Below are 25,326 nucleotides of genomic sequence, written 5' to 3' on the forward strand. Positions count from 1 at the left end.
GTTTTCGGCCCACATCCTCACCGCCCGGGAGTACAAAATGACGATATTCGACCGCAACCTGTCCCGAAGGGGATTCATGAAAACCGGAATGGCCGCTGCGGCCGCGGGTGGCCTCGCCGGTATGCGCAGCGCCCACGCCGCCCAGGACGCCCACACCACCCAGGCTGACCAGGCTGGCCAGGAGAACCGCGGTCCGGTCAGCGACGATAACCCCTATCTGACCCTCAGGAATACGCCCACGCCCCTCATCATGGATGCGCTGACCCGGATTGGTTACGACCGCACCCGCCTGGCCATGTCCCGCGCCGTGCGACCGATGTACCAGGCCAGGGGCACCATCGCCGGGCCGGCGGTGACGACGAAATACGAAGAAAGCGACATACCGACGACGCGGGACGATATCCGGGCCCATGTATTCCGGCCGGTCGATGAGGCAGGGCCCGGGTCGATCTGGGTCACAGCCAGCGGCACCACGGAAATCCTCAGCATGTTCGGCGACGTGATCGTGCTCTCCTGCATGCAGCAGGGCCTGTCCGGGCTGGTAACCGACGGCGGCTGCCGGGACATCGAGGGGATGGAGGAAGTCGGTTTGCCCGTCTACGCGGCGGGCACCTGTCTTTACGGACCGGGTTCGGTCATACGCCCGGTGGCCTCCAACGTGCCCGTGACCTGCGGCGGGATCGAAATCTCGCCCGGCGACGTGGTCGCCGCCGACGTGAACGGCGTAATGGCTTTTCCGGCTGAAGCGATGATGGAAGTGGTTCAGAAGATTGGCGAGCTAGAAGAGAAGGAAACCCGGTCGCGCCGGGCCATCGAAGAAGGTCTGTCGCTGGAGACGGCATACGAGTTCTAAGCGATAGGCCGACCATCCGGAATGCATGTCCCCGGTCACGGCAGACGGAGCGCCGGCCACGGCATACGACCCGACCGTCACATCCCGGTGGACTTGCTGGGCGAGTCCGGGTTATATTGCTGGTCGTTGTTCGGCTCGTTCGTTCAGATTGATTCGCAACAACCCGGCGGGTCCTCAGGCATGGCGGCGGGGAACCTTCACCGGAGTAACGGACTTGAGGATGTCTCGAAGTATCGGCTTGATTCTGTGTGTTGTCGTCTTTGCCGCGGTTACGGGTTCCGTCCATGGCCAGGGTGCGGAAATCGCCTTTCACGGCGGTCAGGCCGTCGAGGAATATGAGCGGGGCGGGGGTGGCAGCCTGGTCGTCAACCTGCCGACAGGTATCCGGACCGTTCACGTCGGGGCAAGGGCGACCTATCATGTGGCGAGAACGGAGGACGATGGCGAGAAATCCCTGCTGTTGTACGGAGTGGACGCGGGCGTGACGCTGGTCTCGTCTCCCATTCTGGTGCGCGCGATGATCGGCGTGGGAAGGGCGCAGGACTCGGAGCAGACGGTGACCCGGGACGACGATACCCGGACGGCCACCACCACAACGACGAATACCTACTACGCGCAACCGGGTGTTTTGATCGGGGCGTCCCTCGGCCCCGCCTTCGTGGGGATTGAGGGCAGGTACATCAACCTGGAGAAAGGCGTGAGTACGGCGGCGGTCTACGCCATGGTCGGATTCAAGGTAGGCCGGTGATTCCGGGATCATCTATGCAGATTCAAGAAGCGTGCAGAAACGAAATCGACACGTTGCACCGGTGTTTCGAAGACTGGTTCAACGGCCGCGTCCCCAGGACCGCGGAGGCCTTCGGCCGAATCGATACGGCCCTCGGCGAGGCCTTTGTCATCGTCATGCCGCAGGGCAGTAAAGTGGAACGCGCGCTGCTGCTGAAGGGCCTCTATGACGCCCACGGCGGGCGGCCGGGCATCCGGATCTGGATTGAAAACGTTCGGGTGCTGGAGGAAGACCGGGCGCTCGTCGTCGCGGAATACGAGGAATGGCAGACGGAGGGCGGGGAGACGACTTCGAGGCACAGCACCGCGGTCTTCCGCCGCAGTGAGGAGAAGCCGAACGGCCTGGAGTGGCTACGCGTGCACGAAACCTGGTTCGACCGGCGGCCTTCCTGACTTTCCTTGAATATCCGTCACCGGAAAACGTCGTTTCGATTCAGAACCGCGTGGATTCGTACTCCCCGTAGGGCGGCTCTACGGCGAATTCGCGTGCGATGTCTTCCAGTTTCCCGCGGTGTTCGTCGCTCAGCGGCACGCCCTTCGCCTCGTTCTCCCTTTCCCACCGCCACTCCATGCCACCGGGAAGTTCCGCGTGGGGCATGCCCGGGAAGGGCCGCATTTTTCTCGCCTTCGAAACGAAGTCGTCCAGGGTCTGCTCGAACTCGTCCAGATCCATGAAATGATCGACCTTCATGGCCAGCAGGAAGGCGCCCTGGTTGGATTCCCAATTTGAACGGGGCGGTTGGAATTCGGGCTTCCAGATGCCGGCCAGGATGCCGCCGAGCGCCTGCAGGGCGACCGCGAGACCCAGGCTCTTGGCAAAGAGGGCAAAGTGTTCCTGGAAAAGTTCGTCCTTGTATCCCATGAATACCGCGGCCATGTCGAGCACCAGGGGGGGCTGGTTCCGCGTGGGGAAGGCCAGGCTCATGGGCGAGCCGCCGCTTGCGGACATGATTACGTTTTCGGGGTCGAGGGCGACGCGGTGGGTGGACAGCGCCCATCCCACGCACCCGTGCTCGAGGGCCATGCGCGAGTAGTTTCCGGCCGCGCCGAAGTGGTAGTGATTGCGCGTGGCCGCCGCGCCTAGGCCATGTGCCAGCGCCTTTTCGATGGCGGTCTTCATGCCCCGGTGGGACGGGCCGTACCCCATGCCCCCGTCCCCGTCAAGTACCAGTACGGTCTCCGATTCGCGTACCGTCGTCACCTCGGGACGCGGATTTACGTCGCCGTCGCGGAGCTTCGGCAGGTAACCGAGCGCTTGCTGCGTGCCGTGACTGTAGACGCAGCGCTTGTCGGCCGTGGCGAGAATCCTGCCCATCAGTCCCGCTTCATCCCGACCCATCCCGGCCGAAACGAAAAGCTCCGCGGTGAATGCCGCATGGGTTTCGTACGGTACCCTGATGCCATGGACCGGCGGGGTATTGCGCATAGGAATGGTGGTCATGCTTCGATCGCCTTTCTGTTGCAGCCGTGGTCGTCCCTGTCGTGCTACTCCGTCACTGCCATGCTACTCCGTCACGGCCGCCCCCGCGTGGGCCGGACCGCGGAAGATCGCATTCATAAAAAGGATATTCAGGCCGTCCATGTAGGCCCTGAAGTTCGGGTCCGCCGTGAATCCGATGGCCAGGCCGCGGCCGTGCCGCTCTTCCATGAGCAGGGGTTTGTAGGCCAGCTGTTGCGTGCTTCCTTCCCAGGCGAAACCGCTTGCGAGGACTTCGTCGGGACCCAGGAAAACCGCCACGTTACTGCCTGCGTCCAGCTTGAGCGGCTTGAAGATCGAGCTGCCGCTGACCAGGGCGTTCACGGTGCGGTCCCTGCCGGCCGCCAGCCAGTGGTCCGGATCGAGCCCGGCCTTGAGGAGCACGCCCTGCGTGGACGGCGGTGCGGGATCATCGGGATTCAATGACCGAAGGTATTCGTCTTCCGTCTCGAAAATGCGTCCGGAAGCGCTTCCGTCACCGGAATCGCCATCGCCGTCTTCGCCGTCTTCTTCGGCCTCGTCTTCCCTGGTCGTCGATAGCAGGCCGGCTGATTCCGACGCCAGGTAAGCCGTGGCGCCGGCCCCAAGTCCGACCACCGTGCCGCCACCGCGCACCCATTCCCTGATACGACGGGCTCCCCGATCACCGAGCACGGTGCCGTAGGTGCCGCCGAATCCGGGGTCCGGCAGCAGCAGCACGTCGAAGTCTCTCAGGTCGGCCGTGGCGAGCTGGCGCGTCCGGATGGCCGTTACCGGGTATCCGATCTGGCGTTCGACGACGAAACGGGTGGCGCCCGCGTTGTACGCGCGGGTGGGCCGGTCCCACGCGAGGGCGATGCGCGGCTTGCGCATGAAGACCACGTTGTTGCTGCCGAAGTTGGGTCCTTCATCGACCCAGCCGGTGTCCGTCGCGATGACCTCCGCGCCCGAGGATGCGGCGATTCGCGACAGTGTCTCGTGCAGGTGATCCGGGTTGTCCTTGACCTTGAAGATCAACGTGCCGGACGGATAGCGCCGGTCTCCCTGCACGAAGGCCAGGTCGGTGCTGAATACCCGGAGCCCGGCCCGGTGCGACGCGGCCAGCAGGCGGCCGGCGGCCTGGGTGCCCCAGGGCACCAGGTAGGCGACTTCCGCCCGGTCTCCCTGAATCACACCCGGTGGGATCATGTCAGGATCGACCAGGGCGAGGTCGCCTTCGACCGTCCGACCCGCGGCCACGGCGTCCACGTTGTACATCAGCGGGAACGACCACGCGGTCACGTCGTAGATCTGGTCCCCAATGCCCTTGCTCCTGCGACGCTCCTGTTCCTCGATGAAGTCGTCATCCATGGGTACGTGCTTGTCCAGGAGCGTGCGTATCAAGCGCTTGGCCGGCTGGGCGAGGGAAATGACGTAACTGCCCGCGGGATAGGTCGCTCCGCCGGACCGGAAGTCCGATCCGGCCTGGTGCACCTCGACGCCGTGACGGTCCATGAGCCAGGCCAGCTTGTCCACCCCCGAGGTATTGCCGTCCAGCCTGCGCGGAAGGATGTAGGCCCTGATGTCCTCGCTGCGGCCTTCCTCGATCGCCGACTGCCGGTAGGCGTAGAAGTCCGCCAGGAGCTTCTCCCGGTGGATCGCGGCCGTCTCGCTGGTGGCGATGGACGCCACGAAGTGGTGCCTTACCGTGTCTCTGAAGTGCATCACCGACGCGTCGCTTCTCCTGACGACCAGTCCCCGGGCCGATGCCTGTTCATAGGTCATGGCCACGCTGCCGTAATAGGACGGCCAACTGGCGCCGTAACCCGGATAGAAGGCGTCGAAAATCTCCCGGGTAAAGTAGGAGAACCCGTAGTGATCGAACCACTTCGCGTTGTTGCGGCCGAAGAGCTGGAGGTTCTCGCGCTGGTCCCGGGCCAGGTGCGGGTTGTAGGGAATCGCCTCCGGCGCGAAGTAGTAGGTGGTATTGGAACCCATTTCGTGCAGGTCGACGAATACGGGCGGGTAGTAGTCCTGCAGGACCTTCACCCGGCCCAGGGTCTCGGGATGGTTCAGCGAAATCCAGTCGCGGTTCAGGTCGAAGTAGTAGTGGTTGGTCCGTCCGCCGGGCCACGGTTCGTTGTGCTCGGCCGCCAGCGGACTGGCGTTCGGCTCCAGGCCTTCGGCGATCTCGTAATTATGGACGAACCGGTCCCGTCCGTCCGGATTTTGTACCGGGTCGATCATCACGATCGTTTCTTCGAGGATTCGGTCCACGACCGGGTCGTTGCGGGCCGCCAGCAGGTGATAGGCCGTGAACAGCGCCGCATCCCCGGGGGAGATCTCGTTGCCGTGGACGGCGTAGCTCAGGTTGACAATCACCGGCAGCGAAGCGATCAGGCTGTCGGCGCTCGCGCGGGGCGTTATTCTGGGGTCGGCCAGCCGTTTCATGCCCGCGCTGACTTCCGCCAGCGCGCCGATCCGTTCCGGCGAACCCACGAAAGCGTACACCAGCTTCCGCCCTTCCCAGGACCGGGCATACTCTAGCACGCGCACCTGGCCGGGCAAGGCCGACTCGATCGCCTCCAGGTACTTCATCAGTCCCGCGTGAGGCGTGATCCGGTCCCCGATCCGGTAGCCCAGGACCTCCTCCGCGGTGGGCACCGCGGGATCGTACTCGGTACCGGGCCAGTATTCGAAGTCCTGCGCTCCAGCTGCCCGGGGGATCATCCCGGCGAGTAGAACCAGGCAAAAAAGCGGCAGGACGGTGAGCCTATTCATCGATATACCTCCTCACACACGGTCTGGGCGGTTCTTTCAGGTAAAGTCATTGGAGTAAATAAGCGGGTTCTGAGTATCGTCATCCAGCGGGTCGCCAATTTCGATCGAATCCAGTATCCGGTTCGGAAGCACGTTGGGGGTGCCGTTGAACGTGCTGTGGTCGGGCATGTAGGCGCAGGTGAAGGCGCGGCGCGGATGGGGCGTCATATTCGCGGCGGCGGCGTGCACGATCAGCCCGTTGTGGAAGGAGCATCCGCCCGCCGGCATGACGACGGGCACAGGGTCCGTCCGGCCGAGATCGGGGTAGGCGTCGAACATGGCTCCCAGTTGTTTCCCGGCCGCCGGGAAGTCGTCCCGCCGCTGCTTGTGTGAACCAGGCATGAAGAACATGCAGCCGTTCTGGACGGTGACTTCATCCAGGGCGACCCAGATGGTGATGGCGTGTTCCGACGCGAAGGACCACTTGGTATTGTCCTGGTGCCACGTGGTGGGATTGGCCCAGGGCAGCTTGGTCAGGACCTGGTCGTGCCAGATCCGGATCCCGTCGACCCCCTCCAGGTCGGCCGCCATTTTACCCAGCCGACCGTCCAGCATCAGCGCGCGGACGCCTTCGTGATCCATCCACAGGTTGATCCGCTGCCGGAATACGGATTCGTCGTCCGCCGTTACCTTCCTGGCCAGGTGGTAGGACCCTTCGGGCAGCCTGTTCCGGTCCCGTAGCGTGACCGCCTCATCCACCGCGGACCGCCAGGTCTCCAGATCTGATTCGTTCAGGAAGTCTTCGATGATGAGAAAACCGTTTTCCCGGTAGGAGGCAATCTGTTCACTCGTCAATAGATGGTTCATTTCTTGCGCTCCGTCATGCGGACCAGACCCGGGGAAACAGGTCGCAGGCCATGGGGTCTCCCGGGGCGAGCCCTCCGGTTTCCGTGGGGGAAATCTCCCAGGGCCGGGTCGCGAACCGGGCGTCGTCTCCGAGCCATCGGGTGGCCAGCACCCGGCGCGCATCGGTGAGGGACTGGTTGCCCGCCGCGCCGTGCAGCGTACACATGTGGAACGCGATGACGTCGCCGGGTTCCATGTCCCACGCCAGGATCTCGTAGTCCTCCGGGTGTTCGTCGATGGGCGGCACGTCCTCGAAGGGCCGGTCCTCGAGCATGGGTTTCGCGGAGGCGTCCTCGATGGCGTAATTGCTTTCCGTGGCGAACTTGCGGGGTACGAACCAGCGGCCCCAGTCGTGGGAACCCCGGACGAACTGCACGCAAGACGCTTTCGAAACGGGGTCCAGCGGCATCCACAGGGATACGTTCTGGCGGCCGTTCACCGGGTAATAGGGCTGGTCGTGGTGCCAGGGCGTCCGTTTGAGCGTGCCGGGCCATTTGACCAGGAGGTGTTCGTGATAGAAAACGGAACTCCGCGATTCCATGAGTCGCGCCGTCATGGCCCCCGCGGGCGACTTATACACGAAATCGCGGTACTCGGGAATCCGCTGCCAGTTGCAGTAGTCGTCGACGAAACCCCCTCGGTCTTCCTCGCCCGCCTTCAGAGTGCCCGCGTAATCGCTGGGTTCGGCGAGGTTACGGGACACGCCGGCTTCCACGATGGACACCCAGTGCGGATCAAAGGCCTGCCGTATGCACACCGCGCCGTCTTCCTGGTATTGCCGTACGATGTCTTCGGTTACGATTCCTTCCGCATTCAAGTCCCGCACGCTCCTTCCAATCGACCTTCTTCAGTGCCGGCGTCTTCAGTGCCGGCGTCTTCAGTGCCGGGCGATGTACATCTCGGTGTGCATGATGCCGATCCACGAGAACATCGCGTAGCCGAACTTGTTGACCTCGAGCCCTTTCAAGTAGGGTTTCCGCAGGTCCACCGTCAGATTGTGGTACAGAAACGCGCCGCCCACGTCTTCCACGAGCAGCCGCTCCGCTTCACGGTACATGCTCATGCGTTTGTCGTGATCCATTTCATGCGCCGCCGCGTCGATCAGCCGGTCGAAGCCCTCGTTGCGCCAGTCCTGTCGCCCGAATCCTCTCGGCTGCGAACGCCAAACCATGCCGAGCAGGTTGTTCGGATCGGGATAATCCGCATTGAACCCACCCAGGCCCATGGGAATGTTCCAGTCGTACATATTGTCCCGGTATACCTTGTCTTCCGACCCCCGCATGCGGAGTCGCAGGCCCAGGGTGTTGGCCAGCATCGCCTGAACGGTCTGCGCGGTGTAGCTGATCTGGGGATTGGTCTTTCCGATCCAGAAATCGATCGGTGGAAACCCCTTGCCGTCCGGATATCCCGCCTCGGCCATCAGGGCCCTGGCGCGGTCCGTATCGTAGGCCTGTACGGACTGTATGGACGCGTCCGCGCTTCCGGGAAAATTTGGCGGGAGCATGGAGTACGCGGGCACGCCCGTATTGCGCAGGACGACTTTGCACAACGCCTCGCGGTCGATGGCGTGGCTGATCGCACGGCGCACGCGGACATCGTCGAAGGGCGGTTCGCGGGTCTTGAAGAACAGGTACCAGGTTTCCGGAAAGGCGTAGTAGGCGAGTTCGTTCTTCAATGTCGGATGGTTTTCGATGAAGGGAAGGTCGGTCAACATGACCCTGAGATAGTCGATTTCGTCGTTCTCGTACGGTGGGGTGCCCGGGTGTCCCGTGGTGAAGATCTGTACGATTTTCTCGAGATACCCTTTGTGGGGACCGGTATAGTAGGGATTGAGGGTCAGCGTGGCCTGCCTGCCCTTCTGCCATTCGGAGAGGGTGTAGCTCGCGTTGGCTACCAGGTTCCCAGCTTCGCTCCATCGCACCCCGTGTTTTTCGACCTGCCACCGGGGTACCGGTCCCGATCCGGTGAACGCTACGATGAAGGGCAGATAGGGACAGGGCTTCTCCGTTTCGATCTCCAGCGTGAAGTCGTCCAGGGCGCGAATGCCCACGGTCGACGGGTCGGTCACACTGCCCTGGTTGTACGGGCGAGCGCCCTTTATTTCGTAGTAGAAGAAGGCGTAGGGACTCGCTACGGCCGGATCGAGGAATCGCTTGTAGGTGTATTCGAAGTCGTGTGCCGTGACCGTGCGGCCATCGCTCCACTTCCCGTCGGGACGGAGTTTGAACGTCCAGCGCAGCCCGTCCGTCGACTGTTCCCACGAGGAAGCCGCGGCCCCGACAAGCTCCAGGTTCTTGTCGAGCATGACCAGGCGTTCGAACAGGGTTAGCGCCCCCTGGCCCTCGTATATATTGATGCTGACGTCGAAGGTCAGCGGTTCTACGAGCGTATAGCGGAACACCTGTTGTTCCAGGGACGCCGCGTCCGGTGGCATCTCCTTGCCGACGGAGTTGACCAATGGGACGGCGCCGGTCAATGTGGCGACCGGCAGGAAGCAGCAGATGAACCCGGCAAGGCAGGCCGCGACGGCGAAGAGACGCCCCCGTGCACACAGGGCCCGGACGCGCGTGATTGCGGACCGGACCGGTCGTGTCCCCTTATTCATACCTGTTCCCGTGGCTGTCGTGTACATGATGGAATCGACGCGGAACGCAGGATTCCGGCAGACTAAAGACTATACAATACGGAAGATGGCGTGTCAACAGCAGGCTACGGTGTCCGGCGCGTACATACAGGCGCGCACCCGGACGCTCGGTTCACGGGCATTCGATCCGGACATACTTCGACAGGGTCCGGGTAACGGAGACCGCGAGGACGAGCTTGACCAGTCCGAAGGGGAGGAAGGGGATCAGGCCGACGGCCAGCGTAGCGGGCCAGGTGGTCTCCACGCCTGCGTAGAAGTTGAAGTAGGCGTACAGATACAAAAGGCCGCAACCGAAGATGGCGACGTGACCGAGTAGCATTCCGACGACGATATGGGGGATGCTGCTCCGGGTGAAACGGTCCAGGTAACTTCCGGTCAGGAAAGCGCAAAGGACGAACCCAACGAGGTAGCCGAAGGTGGGCGAGAGCACGACCGCCGGCCCGGTCATGCCGCCGGCGAATACCGGGATGCCGGCCAGGCCGAGACATACGTAGACGATCTGGCTTCCGGCACCCCAGCGGCCGCCGAGTACGGCGCCGGAAAGCAGGACGAAGAAGGTCTGCATCGTGATGGGCACCGGGCCGATTGGTATGTTGATATAGGCGCTCACCGCCGTCAGAGCCGCCATCAGGGAGGCCGTGGCCAGTCGCACGTTCCTGGACAAAATTTCCCTTCCTGTCGTTCCGGCCGAACCGGTTTACGTTCGCATGCTCAAGGGAGGCTGCTTTGCCTTGCTACCTCACGCACGTTCATATACATTGGCGGGCGGTTGTGTCAACGACGTTTTCTAAAGGCAAAGGAGTGCTTCGATGAGAGTAGGGATCCGCACTACAGGCCGTTTGAACGCCATGCCCTTCGAAGATGTGTGCGCGTGGATGGCCGAGAAGGGGTTCGATACGATCGACGTATCCAGGATCGACGGCGACATGGTCCGGACCGCCGAAGCGCACGGCGTGGCCATCGGCCAGGTGGACCTCGTCGCGGGCACGGAACTGCTGAGTGATGACGCCGGGCAACAGACACAGGCGCTGGACGCCTCCAGGGATTCCATCCAGCGCGCGGTCGACCATGGCGTAACCAACCTGTTCTACGTCGCGCCGGCCCCCGAGGATCCCGCCCAGGGCCGCGAGGCCACCTTCCAGCAGTGGAAACGCACGATGCCCGAAATCGTGGACTTCGCCGAGTCCCGCGGGGCGACCATCGCCCTCGAAGGCTGGCCCGGGGGGTCGACCCACCATGAGCGGATCGGCGCCACGCCAGAGATGCTTCGGGCCATGTTCGAGGCCTGCCCGTCACCCGCCTTCGGCATCAACTACGACCCCTCGCACCTGATCCGGCTGGGCGTCGATCCGATGCGCTTCCTGATGGAGTTCGGCCACCGCGCCCACCACGTGCACGCCAAGGACACCGTGTTCGACGAGGAAGCCCTTTACCTGTACGGCAGAATCAAGCCCTCCTTCGGTTCTCCGGTCGCCTTCGGCGAAGGCTACTGGCGTTACTGCATCCCCGGCGAGGGCATGGCCGACTGGGCGCTCATCGTGAAACGCCTCGAAGACTTCGGCTACGACGGCATTCTGAGCATCGAACACGAGGACGGGCGGTATTACGGTTCGTGGGAACTGGAAGAAGAGGGTTTCGTCCGCGCGCGGGCGCACCTGAAACGGTACATGGTGTAGCGGTGTAGCGCCCCTCAGCCGGAGTGTGGCGCCCTTCAGCCGGACACTTCGTCCAGCACCTTCTCGACGTGGCCGTCCACCTTGACGTTGCGGAAGATCCTGGAAATCCGGCCGTTCCCGTCGATGACGAAGGTTGATCGCTCGATCCCCATGTACTTCCGGCCGTAGTTCGTCTTCTCCTTGTACACGCCGTAGGCCGTGGATACGGAGGTGTCCGGGTCGCTCAACAGCGGGAAGGGCAGGTCGTACTTCGCTGCAAACTTCTCATGGGAAGGAATATCGTCGCAGCTGACGCCGTAGATCAGCACATCCCGGCCCTGAAACGATGGGAAGTGATCCCTGAAGGCGCAGGATTCCCGGGTGCAGCCGGGGGTGTCGTCCTTCGGGTAGAAATACAGCACCACCGTCTTGCCCATCAGGCCCTTGAGCGAAACGGGTCCGCCCTTATCGGCCTCCATTGTGAAGTCGGGTGCGGGATCGCCTGCCTGCAGCATAATGGTTTCCTTTCTATTCAGGGTTTCACGTACGCCCCGCGGTGAATCGCCCGACCCTCCGCGGTGTACTTCGTCTCGAAATTGGTCAGATCACGCCCCAGTTCCTTTACCCTATCAGGGATCTCCCCCAGTGCGTCCAGTCGGTCCGACGCATCGAGCAGGGCCTGGATCTCTTCGTAGTATTCGACGTAGTCCGTGGCGAAATCGAGGGTCCCCCCCGCCGCCAGCGTGCGCACGATCTCGTCCAGAAACCGTAGATTGAACAGGCGGCGTTTCCTGTGCCGTTTCTTCGGCCAGGGATCGGGAAAGTAGATATGAAAGGCCGAGACCGCCCCGTCGGGTATGAACCGTTCAACGAAATACACGGCGTCGTCCCGCAGCAGGCGGACATTGGCCAGTTCCCGCCGGACCACCCGTTCCTTCATGATGCGGAAATAGCGCAGGGCCCGTTCTATGCCGATGTAATTGATATGCGGATAGGCCATGGCCGAATTGATGATGAAGCGGCCCTTACCGCACCCGATTTCGACTTCCACGGGCCCGCTGTTTTCGAAAAACCGGTCCCACTGAACCTGGTCCTCGTTCTCGCGTATGCGGAATTCCACGTCCCGGGTCGCGTCCGCCGCCCGACGTGGTTCGGGGGAAAGGGTCATTTGTTCCATAGAAAGGCGATGAGGACAGGGGTGGCCACCTGGACGTTCCACCGGGCAAATTAGGAATCCTTCGGTGCCCTGTCAAGCGATACGGACCGCCCAGAATTGGTTTGATTTTAGACCGGCCACTGGTTATCATTACCAGCACTCACGCCCGGCATCCCCGCGGCTGATTCCTCCTGCGGCACGAGGCTGAACCATGCTCGACTACCACATGCACGTGGAGAATTACTTTCCCTTCGGCAGGACGGAGGACACCCGCCCGGACGGCACGGATCCGATGGAGACCATGCGCCTTTTCGCCGCCTCGGCGGCCGAACACGGCGTGCGGGAAATCGCCATCACCGAGCACGTGTACCACTTCGTCCAGGCACGGGAGATCGTGGACAAGCCCTGGGCGGTGGACAAGTGCTTTTACGATATGGACGAATACGTGAGCCTCCTGCAGGAAGCCCGCCGGGAGGGGTTGCCCATCAAAACCGGCATCGAGATGGATTACATCGAAGGCAAGGAACCGGTCATCGAACGGATCGTCGGGGGATATCCCTGGGATTTCGTGCTGGGTTCGGTGCACTGGATCGGCGACTGGGGATTCGACATGTCCCTTTTCGCGGACGAGTGGGACCGGAGATCGGTGGACCAGGCCTACCGGGACTACTTCCGCCTGCTGGGACAGGCCGTGCAGACCGGATGTTTCAATTCCATGTCCCATCCGGATCTGATCAAGGTGATGGGACATATGCCCGACGGCGACATTTCGGATCTGTACGAGGCCTTTGCCGAGCAGGTGAGCGGTCAGGAGGGCCTCTGCGTGGAGATCAGCTCGGCCGGCTTTCGCAAACCCGTGGGCAGGATCTACCCGGAGCGCCCCCTGCTGGAGGCCTGCGCCCGTCGCGGGATCTCCATCACGACGGCATCAGACGCCCACGTTCTGGAAGACATCGGCCGGGATTTCGACCGGGTCAGGACCCACGCGGCATCCTGCGGGTACGGGGAAGCCATGTCCTTTGACGGCCGGCGCGCGACGCCGGTGCCCATTGAATAGGCATTTAATACGGGAAGGGAAAAGAACTAATGGCCACGGCCGTCATTGAGCCACGCATCCGGGGCTTTATCTGTACCACGGCGCATCCCGCCGGTTGCGCTTCGAACGTCAACGCCCAGATCCGGATCGCCCGGTCCGCCCGGTCTGCCCGGTCCGTTCAGGACGGTCAGGCAGACCAGAAGAATGGCGCCGGCCCGCTCCGTGTACTGGTGATCGGGGCTTCGACGGGATACGGCCTGGCGGCGCGCATCGCGGCAGGCGCGATGTACGGCGCCGGCACCGTGGGCGTCTTTTTTGAACGCGAAAGCAGCGGAACCCGATGCGGTACGCCGGGTTTCTACAACACCGCGGCATATCACCGGTACGCGACGGAAATCGGACTGGTCTCGGCCAATGTAAATGGCGATGCCTACTCCCACGAGATCAAGCGGAAGACCGTGGAACTGGTCGCGTCCCGGCTGGGCCAGGTGGACCTGGTCGTCTACAGCCTGGCCTCTCCGAAGCGCACGGATCCGGACACGGGCGAGAACTACCAGTCCGTACTCAGTCCCATCGGGGAGACCTACGTGGGAAAGACCATCGATCTGAACCGCGAGGTCATCAACGAGGTCACCGTGGAACCGGCGTCGGACGAAGGCATCCGCGGGACGGTGGGCGTCATGGGCGGCGACGACCTGCGCCGGTGGAGCGAAGCGCTGCTCGACGCCGGTTTGCTGGCCGACGGCGCCCGGATCGTTCCGTTCTCGTACATCGGGCCGGCCCTGACCTGGCCCATTTACCGGAGCGGCACCATCGGCCGTGCGAAGGAACACCTGGAAGAGACCACGAAAGCGATCGACGGCCAGTTACAATCAGCCGTCGGGGGTAGGGCCATGGTGTCGGTGAACAAGGCCGTGATCACCCAGGCTTCGGCCGCGATCCCGGTCGTCCCTTTGTACATCAGCCTGCTGTACCGTATTATGCGGGAACGCGGCCTGCACGAGGATCCGATCCACCAGATGGTTCGGTTGTTCAACGACCATATCGGTCCAGGCAGGACGCCAGCGCTCGACGGGGAGGACAGGATCCGCCTCGATGACCTGGAACTGGGCGGGCCGGTCCAGGGGGAAATCGATTCGGTGTGGCCGACGATTACGACGAACAACTTCCGCGCACTGACCGACTACGATGCCTACAAGCGGGGTTTCCGGCAGCTGTTCGGTTTCGAAGTGGACGGCGTGGCGTACGACGAACCGGTCGAACTGGAAGCGGAGATATAGCGGATCTGCATGGACCAGAAGGGTTCCTGCCCGATTCACTGGTCGCCTTCGCTGGCAACCGATCTGTACGAACTCACGATGGCGGCCGGCTATTTCGTAAACGAACGCCGGGAAAGAGCCACCTTCGAGTTGTTCATCAGGGACCTGCCGGCACGGCGGTCCTGGCTCGTCGCGGCCGGGTTGCGGCAGGCCGTCGATTATCTGTCCGCACTCAGGTTTTCTGCGGACGACATCGATCATCTGAAGACATTGCCGCCGTTTCAACGTATACCGGACGCGTTTTTCGATTTCCTGTCTTCGTTTCGCTTTTCGGGAGATCTCTGGGCCATACCCGAAGGGACCGTGGTTTTCGCCGGCGAGCCGTTGATTCGGATTACGGCGCCGATTATCGAAGCCCAGATCGTCGAGACCTTCCTGCTGACCACGGTAAACCACCAGACCCTGGTGGCCACGAAGGCGGCGCGTATCGTCGAAGCCGCCGCGGGCAGGGGTGTGGTGGAATTCGGCAGCCGCCGGGCCCACGGCCCCGAGGCAGGACTGATGGCGGCCCGGGCCGCGGTCATCGGGGGGTGCATCGGGACGTCCAACGTGGAGGCGGGACGGCAGTTCGGCATCACCGTCTACGGGACCGCCGCCCACTCCTGGATCATGACCTTCGAAAACGAGTTGGAGGCCTTCCGCGCCTACCATCGCGTTTTCCCCGGGAGCACCACGCTGTTGCTGGACACCTTCGACCCCGTAGAGGCTGCCAGGCTGGCCACCAGGATAGGACCGTCTCTGAAGGGAGTTCGGCTCGACAGCGGCGACCTGGCCGATCAGGCGAGGCGAGTCCGCGGCATCCTGGACGAGGCCGGAATGACGGAAACGAGGATCATGCTCAGCGGAGATCTGAACGAATTCCGAATCGCTTCGCTGGTCGAAGCCGGGGTACCCGTGGATCTCTTCGGTGTCGGCAATGAACTGGTCAACTCGCCGGACGCGCCGTCCCTGAGCGGCGTTTACAAGCTATGCGCGCTGGAAACGCCTTCCGGTACGCGGCCGGTCTTCAAACTCAGCGAGGGGAAGCAGACCCGGCCCTATGCAAAGCAGGTGTGGCGGCGGCGCGACGGGCATGGGGAGTTCGTGGAGGACCGGGTAACCCGGGACGGCGAACCAGCCGGATTCCAGGAATGGGAACCCCTGCTCGGCCCTGTCATGCGCAGCGGCCGCCTTGAAGGTCCGATGCCGGACCTGTCCGCGGCCGGCCGCAGGAGGGCGTCACAACTGGACAGCCTCCCCGCGCGCTACAAACGAAGGGAAGACGCGGCGGCCTATCCCGTCCGGTTCAGTGCTCAACTTTCCGCAAATCGATAAGGAGGACCCGTGCGTTACAAACGAGTATTGGTCAAACTCAGCGGCGGTGCGCTTTCGGGTCAAAATCCCTGGGGATTCGATCCTTCCGCCATCGAGTACATTGCCAGCGAGGTCATGAAGTTGCATGCCGCGGGTGTCGAGGTGGGCATCGTGGCGGGCGGCGGCAACATATTCAAAGGCGAACTGGGCCAGGACTGGGGCATCGAGCGGGCGGAGGCCGACAACATCGGCATGATCGCGACCGTGATCAACAGCATGATGCTCCGGGGCGCACTGACCTCACGCGGTGCGGGCGACGTCCGGGTCATGACGGCCATCCCCATCAATACCGTGGCCGAACCCTATATCCGGCTCCGAGCCGTCCGGCACCTGGAGCACGGCTGCATCGTCCTCCTCGCCGCCGGCACCGGGAACCCATACGTGACCACGGACTATCCATCGGTTCTGCGCGCCCTGGAACTTCGGACCGAAGTCCTGCTTTCGGCCAAGAACGGCACCGACGGGATCTATACGAGCGATCCCCGGGAAAACCCGGACGCCCGCAGGTACAAGGTCATCAGCTACGACTCGGTCATCCAGCACGATCTCAAAGTCATGGACCAGACGGCCGTGCTGCTGGCCCGCGACAACGGGTTGCCGATTCACGTTTTCGACTTCAACTCGCCCGGCGCCATGGAACGCATCTGCCGTGGCGAGGACCTCGGCAGCCTCATCACAAGGGCGGCGGACCAGTTCGCCTGACCACGGCCGTTTCGTCGACATGACGCCATTTAGTTTACGCTACGCCAATCCATCAACATGACGCCAATCCGTTACCTCGGTATTCTATTGTTGTTATGCGTCCTGTGGTGCGACCGCGCTGCGGCACAGGAACCGCCCTTTGCGCTGGAGAACTTCTACAAGGGCGTATCCTGGGTGGGCGGCCGTTGGGAGATGCCGGAAAACGCCCTCCCCGAGGCGCGCGAACTGGGCGTCGAATGGCTGGCGCTCACACCTTTCGGATGGATGGAGAACCACACTACGCCGTCCGTGCGGCTGAACCGGCGCGGACGATTCTGGGGAGAGACCGACCAGGGACTGCGGACTACGGCCAGGAAGGCCAGGGAGCTGGGATTCCGGTTGATGCTCAAGCCCCACATCTGGCTGACCCGGCCCGTGGACGACGGCTGGATCGGCGTGATCGATTTCACAACGGAGGAGGAGTGGCGGCAGTGGGAGGCGGATTACCGGACGTTCATCCTGCACTACGCCGAACTGGCGCAGGCGGAAGACATGGAGATCCTCTGCATTGCTACGGAACTCTCGAATCCGGTGCGGTCCCGTCCACGATTCTGGAAGTCGCTCATTGCGGAAATCAGGACGGTCTACAACGGGAAGCTCACCTACGCAGCGAACTGGCACGGGGACTACGACGTGATCGAGCTGTGGCCCCACCTCGACTACATCGGCGTCAACGCCTATTTCCCCTTGACCGACCGGCATGGACCGAGCGTCACTGAAATCATGTCCGGGTGGGAACCCCATATCGAGAACATCGGCCGGCTGGCCGATACGCACGGAAAACCCGTGCTTTTCACGGAAGTAGGTTACAAGAACTCACCCGGGTCGACCATCCGGCCATGGGAGTGGCCGCCGAGAAGGCGGAACCGGCGCGGGGAAGTCAGCCCGGTAGTCCACCAGGTCGATCCGGACGAGCAGGTCAACGCCTACGAAGCCCTGTTCCGGACTGTCGGTAGAGTGCCCTGGTTCCGCGGAATGTTCATCTGGAAGTGGTATCCGGACGCGAGCCGCGTAACCGAGGACAGGATAGAATTCAGTCCTCAGAACAAGGAAGCGGAACGGGTGCTGCGTCGATGGTACGCCGTCCCGTGATGATCGTGCCGTCCCGTGATGATCGTGTGCTAAAAGCCACCGGCGGCCCGCGCACCCCGTGACGCCCTGGATTTCAACCGGAACAGGATGACGACATGCCGAAGCATTTTCGCTACCGTTCGCTCGAGGATCTGCAACAGGATATCGACCGCCTCGGATTGAACGAAGATATCCCGTTGACCGAGGACCTCGATCCGCTCTGGCGCCCCATCCGGTTCGGGAACCGCACGATCGGCAACTCCATGGCCGTGCACCCCATGGAGGGATGCGATGGGCACCTGGACGGCTCGCCTGACGAGCTGGTATTCCGCAGGTGGCGGCTCTTCGGCGAGGGCGGGGCCAAACTGATCTGGGGCGAAGCCACGGCCGTGACGGAGGAAGCCCGGGCGAATACCCGGCAACTCTGGTTGCACGATGGCAACGCCGTGTCCTTCGAGGCGCTGCTCGCGCAGACCCGCGAGGCCCACCGGACCGTCCATGGCCGCGATGACGACCTGGTGGTCGGGCTGCAGCTGACCCACTCGGGCCGTTACAGTTACCGGAAACCGCTCATCGCCTTCCACGATCCCGCCGCCGATCCGGTCACCCTCGTGGACAAGAAGCGCAAGATACCGGTTACCCCGGACTACCCGGTGCTGACGGACGCCGATCTCGGCCGGGTGGAGGATGCCCTCGTGGATACCGCGGTCCTGGCCTGGAAACTGGGGTTCGACTTTGTGGACATCAAGCAGTGCCATCGCTACCTGCTCTCCGAACTACTGGCCGCAAGGCTCCGGGAAGGCGATTACGGCGGGAGTCTCGAGAACCGGACGCGGCTGGTCCGGAATGTGATCGGACGCATTCGCGAAGAAACGAAGGACGAATTGCCGCTGGCAACCCGGATGAACATATACGACGGCATTCCGTACACCACCGACCCGGATACGGGCACGGGCACGCCCCGCGCGCCGTACCCCGTACCCTACCTCTCCGGATTCGGCGTGGACGCGGACGATCCGCTGCGGGAGGACCTGTCGGAACCGGTCGCGGTGGCCGGCCTGCTCAAGGAGGCCGGGATCGGGATGATCAACGCCACCATGGGAAGCCCCTACTACAATCCCCACGTGGGCCGTCCGGCCGAGCGATCGCCGGTGGACGGCTACGATGCCCCCGAACATCCCCTGTTCGGCGTTGCGCGGCACTTCCGCGCGGCAGCCGCCCTCTGCGCGGCGCATCCGGAACTCCACATCGTGGGTACCGGGTATAGCTGGCTGCAGAAGTACATGATCAACGCGGGTGCGGCGAATATCCGCGACGGCCGGGTCACCGTCATGGGATCGGGCAGAGGCGCGTTGGCCTATCCCGATTTCGCGAAGGACGTGGCCGAGCACGGTGAAATGATCCGAAAGAAGAGCTGTATCACGGTCAGTTACTGCACCGCCCTGATGCGCGGGAAGCACAACGAACTCGGCCAGTTCGCCGTCGGATGCGTTCCACGGGACAAGATCTACGCGGACATCTACAAGGAGATGCTGGATACAGCGCCTGAACCCTAGGGACGGCAAATCTGCGAATCTTCAGGTCGGCCCGGACGGCCCTGATCGCCCGGACGGCCCGGACCGGCAGCCCGTAACGCTGAGGTCGGCCGGTATCGGCCTCCTCCTGTCGGCCCTCATCGGGCTAGGCACGCAATACCTGGCCGACCGGGGCGGTTACGATTTCATGCTGTTCGCCCACCTGCCCTCCGGCTTCCTGATCCCTTTTCTGGCCCTCGTTCTGCTGCCCAACCTGATCTGCCGGGCCTGCTGCCCGGGCAAAGCGTTAACCCGGACCGAGCTGTTCACGGTCTTCGCGATGGGCTGGGCGGCGTCCATGATGCCCGACCTGGGGGTCACCCGCTACATGGTTTCCGCCATCGCGGCGCCCGCCTACTTCGCCTCCCCCGAAAACCGGTGGGACGAACTCATCCTTCCCCACCTTCCCCATTGGGTCTACCTGAGCGATTCCGAATCGGCCCGGCGATTCTACGAAGGCCTGCAGCCGGGCCAGGAGATTCCGTGGTCGGTCTGGATGACCCCCGTGTTCTGGTGGCTCTGCCTGTTCGCCGCACTCCTGCTGATCGGCGCCTGCATCGTGGTGATCTTCCGCAGGCAGTGGATGGAGTACGAACGCCTTAGATTCCCCCTGGCGGAAGCGGCCCTTCGGCTCATCGGGGAATCCGGGGAGGACCGGGCTGCGTCCCGTCCCGGACGCGGCGGCAACCGGCTTTTTCTGGCGGGGCTGCTCCTCACCTTCACCGCCATGGCCTGGAACTGCGCGGCTTACTCGGGCGCGCTGCCCATGTTGCCCATTCATCCGGGGGCGGTGGCCACCCTGGAAATCGCCCCCTACTTCCCGGGCATACCCCTGTACCTGAACGTCTACGCCCTGTGCTTCGCTTTCTTCGCGCCTGCGGAGATCCTCTTCAGTCTCTGGTTCTTCCAGCTTTTCGGGGTGCTCGAACAGGGGCTGCTGAGCCGCATGGGCATGTTCTCCACGAGCGGCAGCGTGGTGCAGGGGGGACTGACCGGCATGCAGTACATGGGCGGCGTAATCGTCTTTGCAGCATGGCTGGTCTGGATCGCAAGGCGCCACCTGGCTTCGGTGTGGCGCGCTGCCTGGCGGCCCGTCCGGGACGACGGCGAGGCGCGGGAACTGTTCTCCTACCGGTGGGCGCTCATCGGCCTTGCGGGCGGTTCGGCGTTCGCGGTGCTGTGGCTGTACAGCGCCGGGCTCTCCATTGCGGTGGGCGTGCTCTTCCTCGCCGTCATGTTCACCTTCTACCTGGTACTCGCCCGGGTGGTGGCCGAATCGGGGCTGGTCATGGCGGAGCTCACCGTGAAACCCAACTACTTCACGGTCGGACTGATCGGAACGGCCTCCCTGTCCATGCGGGACATCAACGTGATGGGCATGGCCAACGGTTTCGCGCGGAACTGGCGGACCTTCACCCTGGTCGGGTTTTCGCACATCGCGTGGCTGAAGAACCGGCTGGAAGGGCGTGGCCGCGGGTTGTTCGGCTGGATTTGCCTGGCGATCGGTGTAAGCGCCGTGGTCTCGGTCGTCTCCCTGGTCCATTCCGCCCATACGGTGGGCGCCAACAACCTCTATACCCAGCCCGGCGGCCTGGGTACGTTCTTCTTCGGACGCACCATCGTCTGGGCGACCAACGCCGCCCAGATCGGGGTCCTCGAAGCCCTGTTCCTGCTGTCCGGCATGCTGATCAACGGCCTGGTCATCGCCGGCAGGGCGTTTTTCACGTGGTGGCCCCTGCATCCCGTCGGCATGGCCGTCGGGGACGTGGGCGGCGTGGTGAGGAACGCCTTTCTGCCGATTTTCCTCGCCTGGCTCTTGCAGATCGTATTGATTCGCATCGGCGGCGTGCGCATGTACCGCGCCGCCCAACCATTCTTCACCGGAGCGATCCTCGGGTTTCTCCTCGGCGTCGTCCTGTCCCTCGTGGTCGACGCGGTCTTCTTCCCGGGAACCCCCCACAGGACGGAATGGTATTAGCTGGCACGCGTTCGCGGCGCGTTCGCGTCGCGCAGGGAAGGCAGGGAATACCGATGAGCGAACTGATCCCGGTAGGCGTGTCAGAAGTCGACGTAACCCCCGACTACCCGGTGCGCCTGAGCGGTTACGGCGCGCGCCGGGAAGAAACGGTGAAGATCAAGTCGCCCCTGTACGCCCGCGCCCTGGCCATCGGCGCGGAGCGGCCGGTCCTGATGCTGGCCCTGGACAACTGCGGCGTGACCGAATCCATGACGGCGTCCGTCGCGCGGGAACTGGGCAGGCAGGCGGGGATGGAACGTGAGCGCATCGTCCTGTGCTATACTCACACCCACAACGCGCCCATGCTGTCGGGCGCGGCGCCCATGCTGTTCAGCACGGATATCCCGGCGGCGCACCAGCGGCATATCGACCGCTATACCGGGGAAGTGACGAAAAGGCTCGTGGAGGTGGGACTGCGTGCCCTGTCAGACCGTAAATCGTCCCGGTTGAGTTACAGCGAGGGACACGCCGGGTTCGCGGTGAATCGGCGCGCGCAGATCGGGCCCGTGGATCACGTGATGCCCATGATACGGGTAGATGACCCGGACGGAAACCTGAGGGCGGTATGGGTAAGCTACGCCTGCCACTGCACGACATTCGGCCCCGCGGACAACTTCATGTGCGGTGACTGGGCGGGATTCGCGGCCGACAGGATCAGGCGGAACCACCCGGGGGCCGTTGCCCTGGTCACCATCGGGTGCGCCGCCAACGCGAATCCCTTTCCCCGCACGGGCCTTTCCTTTTCCCGGCGTCACGGTGGAGACATCGCATGGGAAGTGGACCGCTTGCTCCGGATCCCCGGACGCCCCCTGACGGGACGGATCCGGTGCCGCCTGGTCCACGCCTCGCTGCCCTACGACACCCTGCCTTCGCGCGAGGCCTGGATGGCCGCGGCAAAGGAAACAGGCGCCACGGGCTACCACGCCCGGAAGTGGATCGCCCGCATGGACCACGGCGAAACCGTCCCGGAAGCACTCAGCTATCCGGTCCAGGGATGGTCGTTCGGGGACGAACTCGCCATCGTCTTCCTGTCCGGGGAGGTCGTCGCGGACTACGCCTTCAGGCTGAGGCGCATGTACGATCCGTCAAGGATGTGGATAGGCGCGTACGCCAACGACTTCCCCGGATACATACCCTCCCGGCGGATCTGGAAGGAGGGCGGGTACGAAGGCGGCGACGCCACGGTGTATTTCGGACTGCCCAATCGCTTCGCCGGCGACGTGGAAGAACGCGTCGTCGAAGCGGCGCAGCGGGTGATACCGGAAACGTTCAGACGGTCCGGAAAGAACAAAACGTGAGGCCGCACGCTTCGGCCGTGGCTGACGTCGCACGCTTCGGCCGTGGCTAAGGCCGCGCGCTTCCCGGCCCGGTTCTAGATCCCCTTGGGTGCTCGGGCCACGGCGGCCTCCCGCCGCGCCAGTTCCGCGTGCCGCTGTTCGAAGGCGGAACTCTGGTCGTCTTCGATCACCTCAAGGTGCACCCCCGTTTCGAATCCCGGCAGATTCCCCTTGTAGAATTCGGGCTGGTAGATGCTCTCGTCCGTGAACTCCCAGACGCGCTGCCCGCCGGCATGGCCCGGCCAGACCACGCGCAGGATCCGCTTCTTGCTGCGGTAGCGTTGCACCGCCGTGGGTTCGTCGTCGTCGACCGCGTAGGTTTCGATGGCCTTCTCGTCGACCTCCACGCCGAGACCGGGCTTGTCCGGCACATCCATGTACCCGTCCACCACCTTGATCCGTTCGGTCAGCAGATCGGTCTGCCAGAGTTCGTGGCAGGTGATGTAGGGCAGCTGGGCGTGGGACAGCACCGAGCCGATGTGGGCGGCGAAAGTCGTGGTCAATCCGGCCCCCACCATCTGAAGCCAGAAGGGCTTGTTCAACGCGGCCGCCATGATGCCCTGCCGCATCGTCCCCGAGGCGCCGCCGCCGACCACGAACCCGTCGCTGACCTCCGCGTGCCAGACGTCGTCGCCGAAGTGTTCCACGATGGGCTTCTGGATGCGTTCCCGGAGCATTTGCGCGCCCTTGAGGTCTTTCCGCAGGTAGAAGGGACTCTCATAAATGCCGACGTTCACCCGCTGGTCGAGCTGGGACAGGATCTGTTCCGCCTTCGCCTGGGTGAGCAGGAAACCGTTGAAGTCCACGTCGAACCGGTAGTCGGCCGGAACGACCTCGCTTACCGCGTCGATCTGGGCGATGATGTCGCGCCAGGGCCGCGCTTTCATCTTGAAGGACGTGTAGCCGCGTCGCAGGGACTCCTCCGCCTCCTTGACCCAGTCTTCGGGCGCCATGTCGATATCCCACCAGGAAAGGGGGCAACGGTCCCGCAGCTTGTTGCCCAGCAGGGCGTGCACGGGCACCCCGGCGTCCTTCCCGCACAGGTCGAAGACGGCGATCTGCGGTCCGAAACCGATATCGTCGTCCCACATGATGGTCCAGGGGTCCTTGCCGACCAGGCCGGCGGTATCCGAAGCGCCGTGGCCGTCGGTGATGCTGACCAGTCCGTTGTCGGTTTCCAGCCGGTACACCCAGACGCGCTCGTTATGGGTGTTCGCCCGAGCCATGGCGTGATCGACGTGGGGGGCGTAGAACGGCACGTTCAGGGCCGTTCGTTCGGCGTGCGTGATCTTCATGGATTCCTCCTGCGTTGGTATGGGACGGTAGGGTCGGGACGGGCGTGAAATCTATATAACTAAGGCGGGATTCGAAAAACGCAATCCATTTATGAACACTTGCCTTGCCTCGGTTTTTCGATCTGGTTACATTCCATTCAGAAAGGCTCCAGATCGCTTACCAGGTTAAACAGAGGACCACTTGAAACTCGAAAGTCGGGTCGCTATCGTCACGGGCGGCAGTTCCGGTATTGGCCGAGGTATATCCATCGAGCTGGCCAGGGAAGGGGCCCGCGTCGTGGTGTGCGACCTCGTCGAACGGCCGAGGCCGGGCAAGTACCATGACCAGGACGTGACGACGCCCACCGTGGAGGCCTTGACCGAGATAGGTTCCGACGGCCTCTTCGTGCAGGCCGACGTATCGGACGAAATATCCGTCAACCGGCTGGTCGACCGGACGCTGGAAGCCTATGGCGGCCTGGACATCCTGGTCAACAACGCAGGGATTTTCACCCTGGGTGACAGCCAGACGACCCCGGTCGAGACATGGGACCGCGTCATGGGCGTGAACCTGCGGGCCCTGTTCCTGACTACGCGCGCGGCCGTGCCGCACCTGAAGGATTCCCGCGCTGGACGGATCATCAACATCGCTTCCGTGCACGCCTTTCACGGCGGCGGCGGTCCGGCGTACGCGCCGGCCAAGGCCGGTGTCGTCAACCTCACGCGGGATACGGCGGTCGAACTGGCGTCGCACGGCATAACCGCCAATACGATCTGCCCGGGCTATATCGAGACGCCCATCCAGGACTACCTGACCGAGGAGCAGGTCGCCGAGGCACTGGAGAAGACCCCTCTGCCCCGGCTGGGACTACCGAAGGACATCGGCCGGGCCTGCGTGTTCTTCGCGTCGGACGACGCCGAGTGGATCACCGGAACGGCCCTGCCCGTGGACGGCGGCTGGCTGGCCCCGATCTGGTAGGCTGACGGCGGTTGGCTGGCCCCGATCTGGTAGGCCGCCGAACAGGACCTGGTTCTAGATGGATAAGCTATTTGCCATAACCGGCGGAATCTCGGCGCTCCTGGGCGTGGTCGCAGGGGCCTTCGGCGCCCATGGGCTGAAGGACCGGATCTCGCCGGAGATGCTGGAGATCTTCGAGACCGCCGTCCGGTACCAGATGTATCACGCCTTCGGCCTGCTCTTCGCGGCCTGGGCGGTCTCGCGATGGCCGGGTGCGATCCCGCCGGCGGCGGGATGGTCGTTCATCGCGGGCACGGTGCTGTTCTCCGGCAGCCTGTACGTATTGAGTCTCACGGGCATCCGGTGGCTGGGCGCCGTGACTCCGCTGGGCGGCGTGGCGTTCATCGTCGGCTGGCTGCTCCTGGTCTACGGCATATACCGGGCTTGAATC

At 63.6% G+C, this 25,326-nt stretch carries 23 protein-coding genes; 14 read left to right on the forward strand and 9 right to left on the reverse strand.

Annotation, left to right across the window (positions count from 1 at the left end):
• Positions 1 to 37: 37 nt before the first annotated feature.
• The 3 genes from F4X08_06460 to F4X08_06470 all read left to right on the forward strand — a co-directional run bounded on the left by F4X08_06460 (position 38) and on the right by F4X08_06470 (position 2,032).
• Positions 38 to 853 (forward strand): hypothetical protein, encoded by an 816-nt coding sequence (locus F4X08_06460; GenBank protein MYD25436.1) that lies wholly within the window; start codon positions 38 to 40, stop codon positions 851 to 853.
• A 220-nt stretch (positions 854 to 1,073) separates the two neighbouring features.
• Positions 1,074 to 1,601, forward strand: a complete 528-nt coding sequence (locus tag F4X08_06465; protein MYD25437.1) for a hypothetical protein — start codon at positions 1,074 to 1,076, stop codon at positions 1,599 to 1,601.
• Between the two features lie 14 nt (positions 1,602 to 1,615).
• A complete protein-coding gene (locus F4X08_06470; GenBank protein ID MYD25438.1) occupies positions 1,616 to 2,032 on the forward strand; it encodes a DUF4440 domain-containing protein in 417 nt (138 codons plus the stop codon).
• 40 nt (positions 2,033 to 2,072) lie between these two features.
• On the opposite strand, the gene F4X08_06475 is transcribed toward F4X08_06470, so the two are convergent.
• The 6 genes from F4X08_06475 to F4X08_06500 form a co-directional block, all read right to left on the reverse strand.
• Positions 2,073 to 3,080, reverse strand: a complete 1,008-nt coding sequence (locus tag F4X08_06475; GenBank protein MYD25439.1) for an Ldh family oxidoreductase — start codon at positions 3,078 to 3,080, stop codon at positions 2,073 to 2,075.
• A gap of 63 nt (positions 3,081 to 3,143) precedes the next feature.
• Positions 3,144 to 5,855 carry a peptidase M14 gene (locus tag F4X08_06480; protein ID MYD25440.1) on the reverse strand — a complete coding sequence of 904 codons (2,712 nt, stop codon included), beginning with the start codon at positions 5,853 to 5,855 and terminating at the stop codon, positions 3,144 to 3,146.
• A 36-nt stretch (positions 5,856 to 5,891) separates the two neighbouring features.
• Positions 5,892 to 6,701, reverse strand: coding sequence for a phytanoyl-CoA dioxygenase family protein (locus tag F4X08_06485; GenBank protein MYD25441.1), 810 nt, complete (start codon positions 6,699 to 6,701; stop codon positions 5,892 to 5,894).
• A gap of 13 nt (positions 6,702 to 6,714) precedes the next feature.
• The gene (locus tag F4X08_06490) at positions 6,715 to 7,578 is read right to left on the reverse strand and encodes a phytanoyl-CoA dioxygenase (protein MYD25442.1); all 864 of its coding nucleotides are present in this window, start codon (positions 7,576 to 7,578) and stop codon (positions 6,715 to 6,717) included.
• A 39-nt stretch (positions 7,579 to 7,617) separates the two neighbouring features.
• Positions 7,618 to 9,372 (reverse strand): peptide ABC transporter substrate-binding protein, encoded by a 1,755-nt coding sequence (locus F4X08_06495; GenBank protein ID MYD25443.1) that lies wholly within the window; start codon positions 9,370 to 9,372, stop codon positions 7,618 to 7,620.
• 124 nt (positions 9,373 to 9,496) lie between these two features.
• Positions 9,497 to 10,012, reverse strand: a complete 516-nt coding sequence (locus tag F4X08_06500; protein ID MYD25444.1) for a biotin transporter BioY — start codon at positions 10,010 to 10,012, stop codon at positions 9,497 to 9,499.
• A gap of 181 nt (positions 10,013 to 10,193) precedes the next feature.
• On the opposite strand from F4X08_06500, the gene F4X08_06505 reads away from it, so the two are divergent.
• Positions 10,194 to 11,060, forward strand: coding sequence for a sugar phosphate isomerase/epimerase (locus tag F4X08_06505; protein MYD25445.1), 867 nt, complete (start codon positions 10,194 to 10,196; stop codon positions 11,058 to 11,060).
• Positions 11,061 to 11,095: 35 nt separating this feature from the next.
• Here the strand turns inward: F4X08_06505 and F4X08_06510 are convergent, their stop codons facing one another.
• Both F4X08_06510 and trmB read right to left on the reverse strand, forming a co-directional pair.
• Entirely contained in the window at positions 11,096 to 11,554 is a 459-nt protein-coding gene (locus tag F4X08_06510) for a peroxiredoxin (protein ID MYD25446.1), read from the reverse strand.
• A 17-nt stretch (positions 11,555 to 11,571) separates the two neighbouring features.
• Entirely contained in the window at positions 11,572 to 12,216 is a 645-nt protein-coding gene (trmB, locus tag F4X08_06515; protein MYD25447.1) for a tRNA (guanosine(46)-N7)-methyltransferase TrmB, read from the reverse strand.
• 190 nt (positions 12,217 to 12,406) lie between these two features.
• Here trmB and F4X08_06520 point away from each other — a divergent pair, with 190 nt between their 5' ends.
• From F4X08_06520 to F4X08_06555, 8 genes are all read left to right on the forward strand, one after another.
• Positions 12,407 to 13,252: a histidinol-phosphatase HisJ family protein gene (locus F4X08_06520; protein ID MYD25448.1), complete on the forward strand. Its 846-nt coding sequence runs from the start codon at positions 12,407 to 12,409 to the stop codon at positions 13,250 to 13,252.
• Between the two features lie 29 nt (positions 13,253 to 13,281).
• Positions 13,282 to 14,511, forward strand: coding sequence for a trans-2-enoyl-CoA reductase family protein (locus F4X08_06525; protein MYD25449.1), 1,230 nt, complete (start codon positions 13,282 to 13,284; stop codon positions 14,509 to 14,511).
• 9 nt (positions 14,512 to 14,520) lie between these two features.
• Positions 14,521 to 15,864 carry a nicotinate phosphoribosyltransferase gene (locus tag F4X08_06530; GenBank protein ID MYD25450.1) on the forward strand — a complete coding sequence of 448 codons (1,344 nt, stop codon included), beginning with the start codon at positions 14,521 to 14,523 and terminating at the stop codon, positions 15,862 to 15,864.
• A gap of 9 nt (positions 15,865 to 15,873) precedes the next feature.
• On the forward strand, positions 15,874 to 16,605 hold the full coding sequence (gene pyrH, locus F4X08_06535; GenBank protein ID MYD25451.1) for a UMP kinase: 732 nt from the start codon (positions 15,874 to 15,876) through the stop codon (positions 16,603 to 16,605).
• A 90-nt stretch (positions 16,606 to 16,695) separates the two neighbouring features.
• Entirely contained in the window at positions 16,696 to 17,736 is a 1,041-nt protein-coding gene (locus F4X08_06540) for a hypothetical protein (GenBank protein ID MYD25452.1), read from the forward strand.
• Positions 17,737 to 17,831: 95 nt separating this feature from the next.
• Positions 17,832 to 19,271, forward strand: coding sequence for an NADH:flavin oxidoreductase (locus F4X08_06545; GenBank protein ID MYD25453.1), 1,440 nt, complete (start codon positions 17,832 to 17,834; stop codon positions 19,269 to 19,271).
• A gap of 166 nt (positions 19,272 to 19,437) precedes the next feature.
• The gene (locus tag F4X08_06550) at positions 19,438 to 21,267 is read left to right on the forward strand and encodes a hypothetical protein (protein ID MYD25454.1); all 1,830 of its coding nucleotides are present in this window, start codon (positions 19,438 to 19,440) and stop codon (positions 21,265 to 21,267) included.
• A gap of 53 nt (positions 21,268 to 21,320) precedes the next feature.
• On the forward strand, positions 21,321 to 22,604 hold the full coding sequence (locus tag F4X08_06555; protein ID MYD25455.1) for a hypothetical protein: 1,284 nt from the start codon (positions 21,321 to 21,323) through the stop codon (positions 22,602 to 22,604).
• Positions 22,605 to 22,678: 74 nt separating this feature from the next.
• On the opposite strand, the gene F4X08_06560 is transcribed toward F4X08_06555, so the two are convergent.
• Positions 22,679 to 23,938 carry an enolase gene (locus tag F4X08_06560; protein ID MYD25456.1) on the reverse strand — a complete coding sequence of 420 codons (1,260 nt, stop codon included), beginning with the start codon at positions 23,936 to 23,938 and terminating at the stop codon, positions 22,679 to 22,681.
• Between the two features lie 181 nt (positions 23,939 to 24,119).
• Between F4X08_06560 and F4X08_06565 the strand changes: the two genes are divergently transcribed.
• Together F4X08_06565 and F4X08_06570 are read left to right on the forward strand one after the other, a co-directional pair.
• Positions 24,120 to 24,896: a glucose 1-dehydrogenase gene (locus tag F4X08_06565; GenBank protein MYD25457.1), complete on the forward strand. Its 777-nt coding sequence runs from the start codon at positions 24,120 to 24,122 to the stop codon at positions 24,894 to 24,896.
• Between the two features lie 58 nt (positions 24,897 to 24,954).
• Positions 24,955 to 25,323 (forward strand): DUF423 domain-containing protein, encoded by a 369-nt coding sequence (locus F4X08_06570; protein ID MYD25458.1) that lies wholly within the window; start codon positions 24,955 to 24,957, stop codon positions 25,321 to 25,323.
• Positions 25,324 to 25,326 lie beyond the last annotated feature (3 nt).

Source organism: Gemmatimonadota bacterium (assembly GCA_009841265.1).
GTDB lineage: Bacteria > JAAXHH01 > JAAXHH01 > JAAXHH01 > JAAXHH01 > JAAXHH01.

Bases quoted from the DNA above. Each gene is read 5' to 3' on its own strand.
- F4X08_06485 (MYD25441.1), bottom strand. From the start codon at position 6,701: ATGAACCATCTATTGACGAGTGAACAGATTGCCTCCTACCGGGAAAAC.
- F4X08_06460 (MYD25436.1), top strand. From the start codon at position 38: ATGACGATATTCGACCGCAACCTGTCCCGAAGGGGATTCATGAAAACC.
- F4X08_06570 (MYD25458.1), top strand. From the start codon at position 24,955: ATGGATAAGCTATTTGCCATAACCGGCGGAATCTCGGCGCTCCTGGGC.
- F4X08_06520 (MYD25448.1), top strand. From the start codon at position 12,407: ATGCTCGACTACCACATGCACGTGGAGAATTACTTTCCCTTCGGCAGG.
- F4X08_06510 (MYD25446.1), bottom strand. From the start codon at position 11,554: ATGCTGCAGGCAGGCGATCCCGCACCCGACTTCACAATGGAGGCCGAT.
- F4X08_06530 (MYD25450.1), top strand. From the start codon at position 14,521: ATGGACCAGAAGGGTTCCTGCCCGATTCACTGGTCGCCTTCGCTGGCA.
- F4X08_06555 (MYD25455.1), top strand. From the start codon at position 21,321: ATGAGCGAACTGATCCCGGTAGGCGTGTCAGAAGTCGACGTAACCCCC.
- F4X08_06505 (MYD25445.1), top strand. From the start codon at position 10,194: ATGAGAGTAGGGATCCGCACTACAGGCCGTTTGAACGCCATGCCCTTC.
- F4X08_06560 (MYD25456.1), bottom strand. From the start codon at position 23,938: ATGAAGATCACGCACGCCGAACGAACGGCCCTGAACGTGCCGTTCTAC.
- F4X08_06465 (MYD25437.1), top strand. From the start codon at position 1,074: ATGTCTCGAAGTATCGGCTTGATTCTGTGTGTTGTCGTCTTTGCCGCG.
- F4X08_06475 (MYD25439.1), bottom strand. From the start codon at position 3,080: ATGACCACCATTCCTATGCGCAATACCCCGCCGGTCCATGGCATCAGG.
- F4X08_06545 (MYD25453.1), top strand. From the start codon at position 17,832: ATGCCGAAGCATTTTCGCTACCGTTCGCTCGAGGATCTGCAACAGGAT.
- F4X08_06470 (MYD25438.1), top strand. From the start codon at position 1,616: ATGCAGATTCAAGAAGCGTGCAGAAACGAAATCGACACGTTGCACCGG.
- trmB (MYD25447.1), bottom strand. From the start codon at position 12,216: ATGGAACAAATGACCCTTTCCCCCGAACCACGTCGGGCGGCGGACGCG.
- F4X08_06550 (MYD25454.1), top strand. From the start codon at position 19,438: ATGCTGTTCGCCCACCTGCCCTCCGGCTTCCTGATCCCTTTTCTGGCC.
- F4X08_06480 (MYD25440.1), bottom strand. From the start codon at position 5,855: ATGAATAGGCTCACCGTCCTGCCGCTTTTTTGCCTGGTTCTACTCGCC.
- F4X08_06500 (MYD25444.1), bottom strand. From the start codon at position 10,012: ATGGCGGCTCTGACGGCGGTGAGCGCCTATATCAACATACCAATCGGC.
- F4X08_06495 (MYD25443.1), bottom strand. From the start codon at position 9,372: ATGTACACGACAGCCACGGGAACAGGTATGAATAAGGGGACACGACCG.
- F4X08_06525 (MYD25449.1), top strand. From the start codon at position 13,282: ATGGCCACGGCCGTCATTGAGCCACGCATCCGGGGCTTTATCTGTACC.